The 14820-nt window shown below is 69.3% G+C and carries 11 protein-coding genes; 7 read left to right on the top strand and 4 right to left on the bottom strand.

Translation table 11 applies throughout. From position 1 onward, the window contains the following. Nucleotides 1-21: 21 nt before the first annotated feature. The 3 genes from ACIRPP_RS10225 to ACIRPP_RS10235 all read left to right on the top strand — a co-directional run bounded on the left by ACIRPP_RS10225 (nt 22) and on the right by ACIRPP_RS10235 (nt 7677). Nucleotides 22-2967 (top strand): DEAD/DEAH box helicase, encoded by a 2946-nt coding sequence (locus ACIRPP_RS10225; RefSeq protein ID WP_403639719.1) that lies wholly within the window; start codon nt 22-24, stop codon nt 2965-2967. Continuing rightward, nucleotides 2967-7091: an Eco57I restriction-modification methylase domain-containing protein gene (locus tag ACIRPP_RS10230; RefSeq protein WP_403639722.1), complete on the top strand. Its 4125-nt coding sequence runs from the start codon at nt 2967-2969 to the stop codon at nt 7089-7091. The genes ACIRPP_RS10225 and ACIRPP_RS10230 overlap by 1 nt, the downstream gene beginning before the upstream one ends. Nucleotides 7092-7311: 220 nt before the next feature. Next, nucleotides 7312-7677, top strand: a complete 366-nt coding sequence (locus ACIRPP_RS10235) for a hypothetical protein (protein WP_370405020.1) — start codon at nt 7312-7314, stop codon at nt 7675-7677. Nucleotides 7678-7723: 46 nt separating this feature from the next. Here the strand turns inward: ACIRPP_RS10235 and ACIRPP_RS10240 are convergent, their stop codons facing one another. Next, complete coding sequence (locus ACIRPP_RS10240) at nt 7724-7915, bottom strand: DUF397 domain-containing protein (protein ID WP_403639726.1); 192 nt, start codon at nt 7913-7915, stop codon at nt 7724-7726. After that, on the bottom strand, nt 7912-8814 hold the full coding sequence (locus ACIRPP_RS10245) for a Scr1 family TA system antitoxin-like transcriptional regulator (protein WP_403639729.1): 903 nt from the start codon (nt 8812-8814) through the stop codon (nt 7912-7914). Before ACIRPP_RS10245 ends, ACIRPP_RS10240 begins: the two co-directional genes overlap by 4 nt. A gap of 319 nt (nt 8815-9133) precedes the next feature. Here ACIRPP_RS10245 and ACIRPP_RS10250 point away from each other — a divergent pair, with 319 nt between their 5' ends. From ACIRPP_RS10250 to ACIRPP_RS10265, 4 genes are all read left to right on the top strand, one after another. After that, nucleotides 9134-9358, top strand: a complete 225-nt coding sequence (locus tag ACIRPP_RS10250; RefSeq protein ID WP_403639732.1) for a DUF397 domain-containing protein — start codon at nt 9134-9136, stop codon at nt 9356-9358. An 88-nt stretch (nt 9359-9446) separates the two neighbouring features. After that, nucleotides 9447-9914, top strand: a complete 468-nt coding sequence (locus tag ACIRPP_RS10255; RefSeq protein ID WP_403639735.1) for a hypothetical protein — start codon at nt 9447-9449, stop codon at nt 9912-9914. 122 nt (nt 9915-10036) lie between these two features. Then, on the top strand, nt 10037-11005 hold the full coding sequence (locus tag ACIRPP_RS10260) for a hypothetical protein (RefSeq protein ID WP_403639738.1): 969 nt from the start codon (nt 10037-10039) through the stop codon (nt 11003-11005). Nucleotides 11006-11396: 391 nt separating this feature from the next. Next, a complete protein-coding gene (locus ACIRPP_RS10265; protein WP_403639741.1) occupies nt 11397-11903 on the top strand; it encodes an ATP-binding protein in 507 nt (168 codons plus the stop codon). On the opposite strand, the gene ACIRPP_RS10270 is transcribed toward ACIRPP_RS10265, so the two are convergent. Together ACIRPP_RS10270 and ACIRPP_RS10275 are read right to left on the bottom strand one after the other, a co-directional pair. After that, the gene (locus tag ACIRPP_RS10270; protein WP_403639744.1) at nt 11878-12975 is read right to left on the bottom strand and encodes a hypothetical protein; all 1098 of its coding nucleotides are present in this window, start codon (nt 12973-12975) and stop codon (nt 11878-11880) included. The genes ACIRPP_RS10265 and ACIRPP_RS10270 overlap by 26 nt on opposite strands. Before the next feature lie 121 nt (nt 12976-13096). Further along, nucleotides 13097-14419, bottom strand: a complete 1323-nt coding sequence (locus ACIRPP_RS10275; RefSeq protein WP_403639747.1) for a hypothetical protein — start codon at nt 14417-14419, stop codon at nt 13097-13099. Between the last annotated feature and the right edge of the window lie 401 nt (nt 14420-14820).

A 14820-nucleotide genomic window follows, 5' to 3' on the forward strand; every position in this document is an offset into this window, starting at 1 on the left:
CCCGAGGAACTGAGACATCCCATGAGCCTCACGTACACAGCCGGCTCGCTGGTCGCGGCCCGTGGCCGGGAATGGGTGGTGCTGCCCGAGAGCGCCCCCGACATGCTGGTGCTGCGCCCGCTGGGCGGGAGCGAGGACGACATCGCGGCCGTCTTCCCCTCGTTCGAGGAGGTGCGCCCCGCGGAGTTCGCCGCGCCGAGCCCGGACGACCTGGGCGACCAGCGCGCCGCCGGTCTGCTGCGCACGGCGCTGCGCATCGGCTTCCGGTCGGGCGCGGGCCCGTTCCGCTCGCTGGCGTCGATCGCCGTCGAACCCCGCGCCTACCAGCTGGTGCCGCTGCTGATGGCGCTGCGGCAGCGCACGGTACGGCTGCTAATCTCGGACGACGTCGGTATCGGCAAGACCGTCGAGGCGGGGCTGATCGCCAAGGAGCTGCTGGCGCAGGGCGAGGCGACCCGGCTGGCGGTGCTGTGCTCCCCCGCGCTGGCCGAGCAGTGGCAGGGCGAGCTGCGGGAGAAGTTCGGCATCGACGCGGAACTGGTGCTGGCGTCCACGGTGTCGCGCCTGGAGCGGAACCTGGAGCTGGGCCAGTCGCTGTTCGACCGGCATCCGTTCACGATCATCTCGACGGACTTCATCAAGTCGACCCGGCACCGTGAGGACTTCGTCAAGCACTGCCCCGACCTCGTCATCGTCGACGAGGCGCACACCTGTGTGGCCGCCGACGACCCCGCGCAGGGCGGCGCGTCCTCCGCGACGAACCAGCTCCGCTACGAGCTGCTGCGGAAGGTGTCCGCCGACGACGACCGCCATCTGCTGCTGCTGACGGCGACCCCGCACTCCGGCAAGGAGTCCGCGTTCCGCAACCTGCTCGGCCTGGTGCGGCCCGAGCTGGCGACGCTGGACCTGGAGACGCCGGCGGGCCGGGCGAAGCTCGCCGAGCACTTCGTGGCCCGCAAGCGCGCCGACGTGCGCGACTACCTCACCAAGGAGGACGGCCTCGCCGACGACTCTTTGGCGGAGCGGTCCGCGTTCCCGTCCGACCGCTGGACGAAGGACGAGCCGTACAAGCTGACGCCCGCCTACCGGGCGCTCCTCGACGACGCGATCGCCTACGCCGCGGACCGCGTCTCCGCGGCCGGCGAGCAGGGCAAGCGGGAGGCCCGCATCGCCTGGTGGTCGGTGATCGCCCTGCTGCGTTCCATGGTGTCGTCCCCGGCCGCCGCCGCCCAGACCCTGAAGACCCGCTCCGAGTCCGCCACCGCCCGCACCGCGCACGAGGCGGACGTGCTGGGCGCCCCGGTGGCCGCCGACTCCGCCGAGAACGACCGGCACGAGGGCATGGACGTCGCGCCCGGCGCCGCCGAGTCGGAGGACGCGGGCGCCCGCCTGCTCGAACTCGCTGGGCGTGCCGAGGAGTTGATGGGCCCGGCGGGGGACGCCAAGCTGAAAGCGCTGACCAAGCACCTGAAGGACCTGATCGGGCAGGGCTACAACCCGATCGTCTTCTGCCGCTACATCCCCACGGCCGACTATCTCGCCCAGCAGCTGGACGGCAAGCTCGGCAAGAGGACGAGGATCGCCGCCGTGACCGGCACGCTCTCCCCGCAGCAGCGCCTGGAGCGGATCGAGCAGCTCGCCGCCGAGGAGGGCGGCGACCCGTCCGTGCGGCGCATGCTGATCGCCACCGACTGCCTCTCCGAGGGCGTCAACCTCCAGCACCACTTCGACGCCGTCGTCCACTACGACCTGGCGTGGAACCCGACCCGTCACGACCAGCGCGAGGGCCGCGTCGACCGGTACGGGCAGAAGCGTGACCAGGTCCGCGTCATCACGATGTACGGCGAGGACAACGGCATCGACGGCAAGGTCCTGGAGGTGCTCTTCAAGAAGCACCGCCAGATCAAGAAGGACCTCGGCATCTCCGTCTCCGTCCCCGACGAGACCGCGAGCGGCGTCACGGACGCCGTCGTCGAGTGGCTGCTGCTGCACGGCCGGCAGGGCAGCCAGGAGAGCCTGTTCGAGATGGACGCCCACCAGGAGTCGTTCGACCGCATCGAGCGGGAGTGGACGTCGGCGGCCGAACGGGAGAAGACCTCCCGTTCCAAGTACGCGCAGCGGGCCATCCACCCGGAGGAGGTGGCCCGCGAGGTGGCCGCCGTACGGGCCGCGCTCGGCGGTGCGGAGGAGGTGCGCGAGTTCACGCTGGAGGCGCTGCGGGACCTGGACGCGCTCGTGCGCGATCCGCGGGACGGCAGCGGTGACTTCACCGCGCAGGTCGGCGGCACCCCGGCCGGGCTGCGGGACGCGCTCGCGGCCACGCTGGGCAACCGGCTGGTCGAGGAGGACCGCGAGATCCCGTTCCGCACCACGCCGGCGATCGGCCGCGGCGAGGCCGCCCTCGTCCGCACCGATCCGGCGATCGGGGCCGTCGCCTCGTACGTCCTGGACTCGGCGCTGGACGCGAAGGCGATGGGTCCGCGCCCGGCCCGCCGCTGCGGTGTGGTGACGACGGACGCGGTGAGCGTCCGCACGACGCTGCTGCTGGTCCGCTACCGATTCCACCTGACTCTGCCGTCCCGTTCGGGTGAGCGGCAGGTGGTCGCCGAGGACGCGCGGCTGCTGGCCTACGAGGGTCTGCCGCAGCGCGCCCGCTGGCTGGACGACGACACGGCCGCCGCGCTGCTCGGCGCCCGCGCCACCGCCAACACCCACGAGCTGGCCGCCCGCAAGTCCATCACCCGCGCGCTGGAGGGCCTGCCCGGCCTCGCCGACCACCTCACCGAGTACGGCACCCGCCTGGCCGCCGAACTCGACGCCTCGCACCGCCGCGTGCGCAAGGCCAACGAGGAGATCGTCCGCGGCCTGAAGGTCGTCCCGCAGGAGCCCGCCGACGTCCTCGGCGTGTACGTCTACGTGCCGCCCGCCGCCCCCGCCGCCTCTACCGTGTCCGGAGCCGAAGCCTGATGTCCGCCGCCGCCACCCGCACCGCCCTGGCCTTCACCGCCGTCACCACGGTCGGCGGACTCCTCCCCGCCGACATGCTGCTGCGCATCGCCGAGGCGCGGAACCTGCCGGGCACCAAGCCCGCCGACTACGGCCTGCCCGCGTCCGTCCCCGTGCGGGACGAGGCCGAGCGTGCCTGGGAGTACCTCAAGCCGCTGTGGCGCGAGCTGCGTGCCGCGCTGCCCTCGGACCCGGTCACGGGCGCGCCGTCCGCCGACCCGACGGGGCGGGCCGGCTCCGACTGGCTCGCCCAGTTGTTCCGCAAGCTGGACTTCGGTGCGCTGACGGAGGTCGGGGCGGCGGGGATCCCGGCCGATTCGGATGCGGAGAAGCGGTTCCCGGTGTCGCACCGGCACGGTCCGGCGCTGGTGCATCTGGTGCCGTGGAACCAGGAGTTGGACAAGCGTCCGGCGGCCGGTCAGGTCCCGGCGCAGTCGATGCTCCAGGACTGCCTGAACCGGACCGAGGCCCACCTGTGGGCGGTGCTCACGAACGGGCGCCGGCTGCGGCTGCTGCGCGACTCGTCGTCCTTCGCGACGGCGGCCTACGTCGAGTTCGACCTTGAGGCGATCTTCGACGGGGAGCTGTTCAGCGAGTTCGTGCTGCTGTACTGCGTGCTCCATGCTTCGCGGTTCGCGGTGCCGGAGGGGGCGGCGCCGGCCGGGTGCTGGCTGGAGAAGTGGCGGACGGAGGCCGTCACTTCGGGCGCGCGGGCGCTGGACCAGCTGCGGCTGGGCGTGCAGAACGCGCTGACCGTGCTCGGGACCGGGTTCCTGCGGCATCCGGAGAACGTGCGGCTGCGGGAGGACGTGGACCCGAAGGCGCTGCGGGATGCGTTGCTGCGGCTGGTGTATCGGCTGTTGTTCGTGTTTGTGGCCGAGGACCGGGACGCTCTGCTCGACCCGAACGCCAGTGAGCGGCAGCGGGAGGCGTACGAGCGGTACTTCTCGTCGGCGCGGCTGCGGGAGCGGGCCCGGCGGCGGCAGGGGACGGCGCACGGTGACCAGTACGAGGCGCTGCGGATCGTCCTCGACGCGCTGGGGAAGGAAGAGGGCCGTCCTGAGCTAGGGCTGCCCGGTCTCGGTGGTCTGTTCACGCACACTGAGGCTGACGCGCCGCTGGACGGGCTGAAGCTGTCCAACGAGTCGCTGCTGGCTGCCGTGCGGCACCTTGCGCAGGTGCGGGACCCGGGTGCGCGGCGGTGGCGGTCGGTGGACTACCGGCACCTGGACGCGGAGGAGCTGGGCTCGGTCTACGAGTCGCTGCTGGAGCTGGAGCCGAAGCACTCGGCGACGGACCGGACGTTCGAGCTGATCGAGGTCGCGGGCAACAGCCGGAAGACGACGGGGAGTTACTACACTCCGTCGTCGCTGATCGAGTGCCTGTTGGACACGACGCTGGATCCGGTCATAGACGACGCGGTCAAGCGCGGCGAGCAGCGGGCCACGGAGGCCGGCCGTCCTGACCCGGCCGACGACATCGTCGACGAGCTGCTGTCCCTGACGGTCTGCGACCCGGCTTGTGGGTCTGGGCACTTCCTCGTCGCTTCAGCTCGGCGTATCGCCAAGCGGGTTGCGTCGGTGCGGGAGCGCAACCCGGAGCCTACGGTCGACGCGGTGCGGCATGCGCTGCACGAGGTCGTCGCGCGCTGTATCTACGGCGTGGACCTCAACCCGATGGCCGTGGAGCTGGCGAAGGTGTCGCTGTGGCTGGAGGCCATGGAACCGGGTAAGGCCCTCGGCTTCCTCGACGCTCACGTTAAGCACGGCAATGGGCTGATCGGCGCGACGCCGAAGTTGCTGGCGGACGGTGTCCCGGACGAGGCGTTCAAGCCAATCGAGGGCGACGACCGCAAGTATGCGGCGGGCCTCATCAAGCGCAACAAGATTCAGCGCGGGGGCCAAGACGAGCTGACCTTCGACACGGACACCCTGCCCAGCAACGAGATCTACGCTGCCGAAATCGCTCGTATCACCACGGCCCCATCCGATCTGCTGATGCAGGTGCGGGCGCAGGAGTCCGCCTACCGTGCCCACAGGGAGTCGTCCGCCTACGCTGACGACCTGCACGCCGCCGACGCATGGTGCGCCGCGTTCGTCTGGCCCAAGCACGACGGCACCCCCGAGGCCCCGACCGACCAGGTGTTCCGCGCGCTACGGAGCCGCAACCGGTCCGGGGCACCGGAGGCTACCCATGCCAAAATCCGGGAGCTGCGGAAGCAGTACCGCTTCTTCCACTGGCACCTTGAGTTCCCGGAGGTGTTCGCGGTTTCGGAGTCGGGGGCGAGCGTCCAGCCGGGGACGGGATGGGCCGGCGGGTTCGACGCGGTGGTGGGGAATCCGCCGTGGGAGCGGGTCAAGCTCCAGGAGCAGGAGTTCTTCGCTCAGCGCTCCCCTGAGATCGCTGAGGCGAAGAATGCGGCGGCCCGCAAGAAGCTCATCGCCGCCCTGAGTAACGACCCGGACGGCATGCGCTTGTTCGCTGAGTTCGGTGCGGCCAAGCGTCGCGCGGAGGGCGAGAGCCACTTCCTGCGAATGAGCAACCGCTTCCCCCTGACGGGGCGCGGCGACATCAACACGTACGCGGTCTTCACGGAGACGGACCGTGCGCTCACGGGCCCTCGTGGCCGGACAGGCGTGATCGTTCCAACAGGGATCGCGACGGATGCGACAACGCAGTTCTTCTTCAAGGACCTAGTAACAAAAGGCCACTTGGCTGCGCTCTACGGTTTCGAGAACGAGGAAAAGGTCTTCCCTGGCGTTCACCACAGCGTTAACTTCGCCCTGTTCTGCATGACAGGTTCAGGTTCCCCCGACTCACCGATCTCCATCGCCTTCCGGGTTCGCCAGGTGGCGCAGATTACCGAGCGCGCCTACACCCTGACCGGCCGCGACATTCAGCTGCTCAACCCGAACACCGGCACATGTCCTGTGTTCCGCAACCGCCGTGATGCTGAGATCACCCTCGGCATCTACCGTCGCGTCCCGATCCTGATCGACGAGGCCAAGGGAGCGGCTGGCAATCCTTGGGACATCACTTTCATGACTATGTTCCACATGTCCGGCGACTCCCACCTCTTCCGCCCCGACGCGCAGAACGGCGAGACCTACGGCGATCTCCTTAAGGAGGGATGGGAGCTAGAGGGCAATATCCTGGTGCGTGGTGAGGAACGCCTTTTGCCGCTCTACGAGGCGAAAATGCTCCACCATTACGACCATCGCTTTTCCACCTATGAAGGCGCAACAGAGAAGCAGCTCGCGGTGGGCACGCTGCCCCGCCTTACACTCGACCAGCATCAAGAGCCAACCAACTCTCCACTGCCTCGCTACTGGGTTCCAGAACAGGACACCCCCAACGGTAAGTTCGACAAGCAGGGCAGGGAACAAAAAGATCCTGGTATCACTTCACGACTGACCGACAAGGGATGGAATCGCGAATGGGTAATCGGGTTCCGCAAGATCTGCCGGGCCTCGGATGAACGGACGCTGATCTCCTACGTCTTCCCGAAGGGTGGACTCGGCGACTCCGGAAATATTGTGCTGCCGAGTTGTTCTGCTTCACCATTCACCCTCTACGCGAACTCGATCAGCCTTGTATTGGACTATGCCCTCCGCCAGAAGCTGGGCGGAACAAACCTGAACTTCTTTCAGTTTGCGCAGCTTCCCTTTCTCGCTCCCTTCAACGCCGAAGCGCACACATCGTTCGTCCACCCTCGGGTCCTCGAACTCACGTATACCGCTTACGACATGACTCCCTTCGCCCGCGACCTCGGCGACACCGGCACCCCCTTCGTTTGGGACGAAGACCGCCGCGCCGTGATCCGCGCCGAGCTGGATGCCTTCTTCTTCCACCTCTACGGGATCAATCGCGACGACGCCGCCTACATCCTGGACACCTTCAACGTCACCCGCGACAACGACATGAAGGCACACGGCGAGTACCGCACCAAGAATCTGATCCTCGCCGAGTACGACCGCATGGCTGTCGCTGGCCTGACCCTGGAGAACCCGCTCATCGAGGGCGAGTCCGGTACCTACCAGTCCACCCTCACCCCGCCTCCTGGTCAGGGCCCCCGCCACGACTGACCCTCCCCTGGGGTGGCCCCGCCTGGTGGCCACCCCGGGGCCTGTCCCACCGCTCAACCAAGGAACAACGCACGTGGTACGCGTAAACCAGAGCAGCAACCCTCGGTCGGTCGTCGTCCTGAGCTCAGGTACGGATTGGCGTACCCGAGCCGCCGGGCAGAAGCGCAGCAGCGGGGCCGAGTCCGAGATACCTCGGAAGCAGCCCGCGAAGATCAGAGCCTTGCAGCAGGCCATCAGCCTGGCGAACATGGCCATCAACAAAAAGAACTGGAGTGCGGCGCGCTACGCGCTCAGCCGGGCCCGTGTCCTTGCCGACGCCCTTCCCGCCAACGTAGCGGTTTCGGAACGCGAGAGACTCGCAGCGGCCCGCAAGAGGTTCGCCGCGCGCAACACGCCGGCCGCGAAGAAAGCCAAGCAGGCGAAGGCGACAGCGACCAAGCGGGCGGGCGGCAAGAAGCCAGCCCCGAAGAAGCCCACGGCGAAGAGCACTGCCAAGCAGCCGAAGCCCGCGCCCGTACGCGACCTCGGTGACCGGTTCATCAACCGCGCGGCCCTCGGGTACGGCCCCACGAACGAGACGCGGTGAGGGCGTGCCACCCGCTACCCCAGCGGACGGCACGCCCCCAAGTCGTTCATCGCTCCGACGCGTACCGTACGAACTGCCCCCAGCCTTCACGGCCGACGGCGAAGGACGGGCGGGTCACGTCCTTGGAGTCCCGTACGTGGATGGCCTGCTCGGTGATCGCGACCTCCACGCAGCTGTCGCCCTCGCTGCCGCTGTAGCTGGACTTGAACCAGGCGAGTTCCGACGTACCGCTGCTCATAGCTCTCCTCGCAGTCGCTCCAACAGGTCCCGGGAGTCTGTGGGATTCAGGGCCTGCGAGCGCAGTGTGTCATAGCGCTGGCACAGCACGGTCACCTCTTTCGCGTCGGAGATCAACCGCCCGTTCTTCTGCCCCTCGGAGTAAGCAAGCCGCCGCCCCTCCAAGGTTTCCAGAATCTGCAAGGGCCCATCCAGACACGCATGCAACCGCGCCTCCACCGGCACCACCTGGAGCGTCACGTTACGCGGAGCCGTCAGCTCAAGGACGTGGTCCATCAGCCCGCGCATTGCCTCGGCGTCACCGAACTGCCGCCGGAACACGTGCTCCTCGACGATGAAGCTGAACGGCACCGTCGGCCGCTCCCGCATCATCACCTGCCGCTCCATCCGTGCGGCGAGCTGCACCTCCAACTCCTCGTCCGTCCGCAGCGGGATCGTGCCCTCGAACACCGCCCGCGCATACCCCTCCGACTGCAACAACCCCGGAACCAACCGGCACTCGTACGTACACAGGCTCACCGCCTCCCGCTCCAGCCGCGCCCACCGCCGGAACCACGCCGCGAGCCCCGCCTCCCCCCGCGTCAGATGCCGCGCGGCCTTCCGCAGCGCACCGGTGTTGCCCAGCGCCTCCTCCGCCCGCTCCACGAACGCCTCGTCCGGCATCCGGCGCCCCAACTCCACCGACTCGACCGTGTGTTTCGAGTACTGGACCCTCGCGCCGAGGTCGGCCCGGCTCAGCCCCGCGTGCTCGCGCAGCGCCTGGACGACGGCCCCGAACGTCCGCAGGCTGTCCGACGGATGCGGCTCCCGCTCGCACTCCCCCACCGGCCCCGCCGGAACCGCCCGCACACCGCCGGCGCTCCCGGCCGCCGCCTCCCCCTCGACCCCGACCACGTCCATCCGCCGCCCCTTTCCTCGCCTCCGCACCGCACCGCGGAGGCCGTCTCTTCCGCCGCCCGCGTCCACCCCAAGACTGGCGGATCATCAGACGTACCGTCCACTCTTCGTGTCCGTACGCTGACTCAGCGTACGGGGTGCCACACTCGTCCCCGCCCCCGTCCGACCGCCACTCTGAGGTCACGGAGATCCGGGACGAGCTGTCCGTATCCGCCGCTCACCTGCGGAAACACCAGGCGGCCCGCCCCCTCCGTGCACTCCCGCCCGCCATGGGCGGCGGCGGCCGGACCCGGCCGCGTCGGACGAGCTGGAAGGTGCAGTCATGCGGAACGGAACCAACCTCTACGCCCTCGACATCAGCGCGGCCTCGTTCACGAAGGCGTGCGGCGGCCCCTGCACCGAGGGGTGCGTGACCCTGGCCCGGATCGGTGAGGACGCCTGGGCGCTGGGCGACAGCAAGCGGCCGGACGCAGCGCCCCTGCGGTTCACCACGGAGGAACTGGACGCCGCCGGTATCGACCCGGTCCGCTTCGGCCTCGGCGCCTGACCCTCCTCCCTCTCCTCCCCTGTCGCCGGCCGGACCGGGTCCCACCCGCGTCCGGCCGGCGCTCCGCCCCGCCCTCCGGGAGCAACACGTGCACCACCACGCCTACCTCTGGACCGGCCCCAAGACGCGCTTCGACGACGAGGCCCTGCGGCGGCCCCCGCACCCCGATCCGCCCCCGGCCGGGAGCAGGCCGGAACTGATCGAGCGCTACCGCCAAGTCGCCGCGGAGTTCCGCACGTCGGACCTCCCGCCCCTGGAGACGGCGTACTGGCTCGTCAAGCCCCCCTCGCTGGTGCGGGGGACCTGGGAGGAGGCGAAGGAGGCGGCGGCCTGGCTGGGCGAGCGACTGGCCGAGTACGCCCCGCGGTTCGCCTCGGAGCACGACCGGGACACCGCGCGCCTGGCCCGGCTGGTGGACGCCGCGGCCGAACGGCTGCACGCGGGCGCCGACGTTTCGTACGGCCACTACCTCGAACGCCCGTCGTACCTCGCCCTCGCCGTGGTCACCTGCTCCCCCAACCGCGCGGCCCCCGCACTGACCTGCCCCTGCGCGTAGAGCAGACCCGACACCCGCACTCCTGATCGCGCTCCTCGGTGTGACCCCAGCAAGTTCCACCAAACGGGTGATCACATCTCAAAGACCGACGAATGTTCTTGCCTCGCGCATAGTTTCACGTCATGCCCAACGTCAGTCACGACACCCTGCACGGCTTCCTGCCGGGACGTCCGAAAGCGCTGAACCGTGCGCTGGACCTCCTGGACCTCGGGATCCCGCCCGGTGTCACCACCGAGACCCTCCCCACGGACGCGTCCGGTGCCCCGAAGATGTTCGCCCGACAGATGGACTCCGTGCTGAGGGTGGTCCCTCCCGACGGGCGCGATCCGTTCATCCTCCTGGTCGAGGCGCAGACCGGCGTCGAGGCGAAGAAGGAGACCTCTTGGCCGTACTACGTCGCGTACTTGCGTGACCGGTACAAACTCGAGGTCGTCCTGCTGGTCCTGTGCGTGGACACGGCGACAGCGGCGTGGGCGGCCACACCTCTGCGCACCGGCTTGGGACGCCCCACCCAGGTGACCGTGCCTCACGTACTGGGCCCGGCCAACGTCCCGCGGGTGAGCCGGATCGAGGACGCCCTGACGGACCTCGACTTCGCCGCGTTCTGTCTGTGGATCCACAGCAACGACCCGGACATCGAGGGCATACTGACGGTCATGGGCGAGGCCCTGGCCCAGGACTCGGACCGCGAAGCACGGGACGACCTGGCGGGACTGATCGAGGACGGCTTGGGCAGTGAACACGCCCGGAAATTTTGGAGGAACGTGATGGAGACCCTCTTCACCCCCAGGCGAGGCACCATCGTGGGCGACGCTCGCCTCGCAGGACGCGAGGAAGGACGCGAGGAAGGACGCGTGAAAGAGAAGGCCGAGCGACTGCTGCACCTGATGGATCGCCGCGGCCTCTCGCTGACGGAAGAGACGCGACAGCGCGTCACCGCCTGCGCGGACGCGCCGCTCCTGGATCTCTGGTTCGACCGCGCCATCGACGCCACCACCCTCGACGAGGTCTTCGCCGCCCCCTCCACCACCGACCGCGTCCCCGCGCCCGCCCAGAGCTCGGAGCACACCGAAAGCCCCACCAGGAGCTGAGGAGCCCGAGGCGCACGGCCAACTGGACACCATGGACGCGCTCCCGGCCGCGCCCCACTCCGGGGTGCGGCCCGCTCGGGGGCCGATCGCCACCGCCTCGTGAACACCTCTTCCGGAAGCGCACGGACGTCTGCCGTCACTCCGCGTACCGGGGCCGGCTGATGGACGCCCCCGCCGCACGCCTGCGCGTCGGGCGCCGACATCTCGTACGGCTGCTCCCTCGTACGCCCCGCGTACACCCTCGCCGTGGGGATGCGCTCCCCGACCGCGTGCTTCCCCAACGGCCCTGTGCGTGCGCTCGAATAGACCGGACGCTCCGGCTCCGTACGCTCACTCAGCGTACGGGGCTCGGTACTCGCCTCCGCCCGTCCGCGCCCGCCACGCTGACACCATGAACCAGGCAACACCCCACATCGGTGCCCCCGTCGGCGCCTTCACCCAGCTCCTGTCCTCCACACGGCGCGGCGCCCGTCTCGCGCGGCTCCTCGCAGTGACCGAACTGCGTTCCTGGGGCGTCTCGCAGGACCTCATGGAGCGTGCCGAACTCGTCGTCGCGGAACTGACCGCCAACGCCGTGCTGCACGGGCGCGTGCCGGGCCGCTGCTTCCGGCTCACGCTCGCCCTCGACCCGGTAGCCGGTCGCCTCCGTATCGAGGTCAGCGACGCCCGCGGAGACCTCCGTCCACTCCCCCGCCTCGCGGACACCGACCCACTCGGCACCACCGGACGGGGCCTGACCCTCGTCACCGCCCTCGCCGACCACTGGGACTGCGTCCCCTATCCACCCAGCGGCAAGACCGTCCGGGCGGACCTGCTTGACACCGGTCCCTGGCAGCACGGCCTCGATCACACCAAGCCGACCAGCCTCGGGATCAGTACAGGAGGTCCATGTCGCTGAACGGCGTTCTGGACCTTCCACTGACCTCACGGAACTCGTCCGGGTCGTAGTGGAGCCGGAAGGTGTGGGTGTGTCCGCCCCCGACCCAGTAGACGGTGATTGCGGAGAGCAGGTCACGCGCCGTCCGACGGGTGCGGGACCGGATCCCCTCTTCCTGGTCGAGAATCCAGTCCTCAACGTACTCCGGGAGGCTGAAGCTCAGCGTGTAGGCAGGTCCTTCACGGGGTTCGAGGAACCAGAGGGGATGCCCTGCGCTCCGCTCGCTCCTGCGCACGCGCACCGCGTGAGTGGGATGTGCCCGCGCGTATCTGAAGAAATGCTCGAGGTCGTCGGAGACGAGCCCGAGGACGAACGGAGCCGCGGGAAAGGCGAGTACGAGTCCGAGCGGCAGACGCTGCACGTCGGTCACCAGCGTGTCGAGCGGACGAGTCACCGCGGCGGAGCTGGGCACGGGACCCTCGTCCATGTCCAGCAGGTGGCGGCGTACGTAGTTGCGGATCCTGTACACGGCGGGCCGCTGACTCGGAGGCATCGACTTGGTCACGTCGTAGACCGCCTCGGCAGCGTCCGTCACCAGCTTGCACAGGGGGTTGAAGTCACGCAGCGACAGGTCGATGAGCGAGATCTGATGGGCCAGCGCGAACTCCTGCGCGTCCCGCGTGAACCCTGACGTCGAAAAGATCGCGTAACTGTAGTGGTAGCGCGTCCTCGGGCGCCGAGGACCCGCACCATTGCTCAGCGTGGTGACCTCGCCTGCGTTCAGGTCGTGCACTACACCGTGGCCGTTGCGTACGACACTGAGACCGACCGGAGAGCTGGTGAACTTGGCCTCGGCGAACAGACGGATCGGGAGCGAAAACGGAGGGACGTACGGGAACTCGCCCAAAGCGTCCGCCTGGTGCCAGGCCCCCCGTCCCCGGACCACCAGCCCGTGTTTGCGCTTTTCCAGCACCTTCCACGGAGGTCTGGCCGTGTCGTCCGCCTCCGTCAGGAGACGGTATCCACTCGATCTCAGCAACCAGGCGAGTACCTCTTCGAGCAGGTACCCCTTCAGCGTTCTCAACCCCACCATGCGGTGACCTTAAGCACCATCAACCTGATTACTCCTCAGAACGCCGGAACTTCGGGCAGGCTTCCCCGCCGAGCCACACGATCGCGCCGGAGCCGCGCGCCCTCGCCCTCCCTCCGCAGGGCTATGCCTCCACGGGCAGCGCGGGGAACACCACCACCGAGCCGTCCCGGTCGCGGGCGATCTCGATCGCCACGTCCGTCGGGCGGCCGTTGAGAGCGACGCGGTCGCCCAGGCTGCGAAGCTGGTACGCCGAACGCAGCAGCCGGTCGACCTCACCGGTCGTGAAGACGGGGCGCTTGCTGCTCGGGCGGGCCAGCTCCAGCGTCGACAGACGCAGCAGCACGGCGGCGATGCCCTTCTCCAGCTCCTCGAGACGCCGCTCGTCGTCCTTGAGAGCACGGACGAAGTTCTCAAACAGGTTGTCCGGCTCGCTTTGGGCTCGCTCCACCGCCTGGAGGACGTTGACGCGCCGCTTCAACGCGATGGCCAGCGAGGCCAGTTCGAGGTGAGTGCGGAACACACCTCCCTGTTCGTCGACGCCGGGGAACGCCTCGGTCAGCGTGCCCATCTCGGCGGGCTCGCCGGCGGGCAGCTTGTCGAGCGCGCCCTGCCAACGGGAGAGACGAATGTCGGCCTTGCTCAGGGCCGTGTCGATGGCATGCACCGCGGAGTCGAGGCCCAGCGAGACACCGAGCTTGCCCTGGTCGAGCAGGATGGCCGTGGCCTTGTCGATGGCGGGACGGCAGCCGTTGAGTACGCTGTGCTCGTCGTCGAGCTTGTCGGCCTGAAGCTGTTCCAGGAGGTCCGTGATGTGCTCGATGGCCTGCTGCCGCTTGCGGTCGGCGTGGGCGCTCACCCCGACGGCCACCGCCATGAGCACGAGCGGAGCGGCCACGGTGAGCACCGTGCCCCCCGCAGCCGCGGCGCCGGCGGTCGCGCCCGCGCCGCCGACCGTGCCGGCCGCTGCCGCTCCACTGACCGGCACGAACGTCGGCTTCGCGACGATCTGCCCCGTCGCCGAATTCACGAGGGTGCCGTAGAACCCGCCCTTCGACCCCTTAGGCGCCATCCAGCGGACCAGACCCTGCCCGAATTCTTCGGCGACCTTCGCCGGGACCACCACGCGGCAAAGCATCCCGCCGGAGGCCGTCACCTTGGCCGCCGCGGCGGACGTCTTGCCCGACTCGGTGATGAGCCGCGACAGGTGCTGCGCCAACGGGCTGGCGGCATCGAGCGGGATGCCACGGCCGCGGTCGAGCTTCTCGGGCAGCGGGTGCGCCTCCAGCGTGGCGATCGGCTGGTCGGCCAACGCGGCCAGCACCCCGCGCAGTTCGGTCAGCCGCTCGGGCGTCATCGGCCCGTCCCCGATGACGGCCGGCACCTGGACATCGCATGTCGCCAGCGTCCAGACCGGAACGTTCGGCGCCTTGCGGTAGTCGATCATCGTCCCCCCAACTCATCCCCACGTCAGCCTGCGTCTGACGTCCCAGCAGAACGGTATAGCTGAATCACCGCGCCGCGTGTCACTCGATCCGCATCGAACGCCTCTCGACACAGCCGGTCGGCGCAGCTCGCAAGCAACACCATGGAACACGCGATCTGTTGACACTGCCAACGAGTCATTCTAGCGTTGCCTGCGTACGCGGTGCTCGTCGAGGGAGGACGGTCCACTCGTCTGAGCCGTGGACAGAGTCGCACAGCGTGCCGCGAGTTGGGGGATGATTTGACGCGGAACCGGGTACGTCTCAGCGGCGGTTCGAGCTGGCAGACGGACTTCCGTCGCAGGACCACCGGGCGCCCCGTGCGCACCGCCATGGACGTCGCTCGCCTCCACCGGAACCTCAA

The sequence above is a fragment of the Streptomyces sp. NPDC101219 genome (assembly GCF_044767675.1).
GTDB lineage: Bacteria > Actinomycetota > Actinomycetes > Streptomycetales > Streptomycetaceae > Streptomyces.

Coding starts and splice junctions, on each gene's coding strand:
- ACIRPP_RS10225 (WP_403639719.1), top strand. CDS start 22: ATGAGCCTCACGTACACAGCCGGCTCGCTGGTCGCGGCCCGTGGCCGG.
- ACIRPP_RS10275 (WP_403639747.1), bottom strand. CDS start 14,419: ATGATCGACTACCGCAAGGCGCCGAACGTTCCGGTCTGGACGCTGGCG.
- ACIRPP_RS10230 (WP_403639722.1), top strand. CDS start 2,967: ATGTCCGCCGCCGCCACCCGCACCGCCCTGGCCTTCACCGCCGTCACC.
- ACIRPP_RS10270 (WP_403639744.1), bottom strand. CDS start 12,975: ATGGTGGGGTTGAGAACGCTGAAGGGGTACCTGCTCGAAGAGGTACTC.
- ACIRPP_RS10245 (WP_403639729.1), bottom strand. CDS start 8,814: ATGGACGTGGTCGGGGTCGAGGGGGAGGCGGCGGCCGGGAGCGCCGGC.
- ACIRPP_RS10265 (WP_403639741.1), top strand. CDS start 11,397: ATGAACCAGGCAACACCCCACATCGGTGCCCCCGTCGGCGCCTTCACC.
- ACIRPP_RS10260 (WP_403639738.1), top strand. CDS start 10,037: ATGCCCAACGTCAGTCACGACACCCTGCACGGCTTCCTGCCGGGACGT.
- ACIRPP_RS10240 (WP_403639726.1), bottom strand. CDS start 7,915: ATGAGCAGCGGTACGTCGGAACTCGCCTGGTTCAAGTCCAGCTACAGC.
- ACIRPP_RS10250 (WP_403639732.1), top strand. CDS start 9,134: ATGCGGAACGGAACCAACCTCTACGCCCTCGACATCAGCGCGGCCTCG.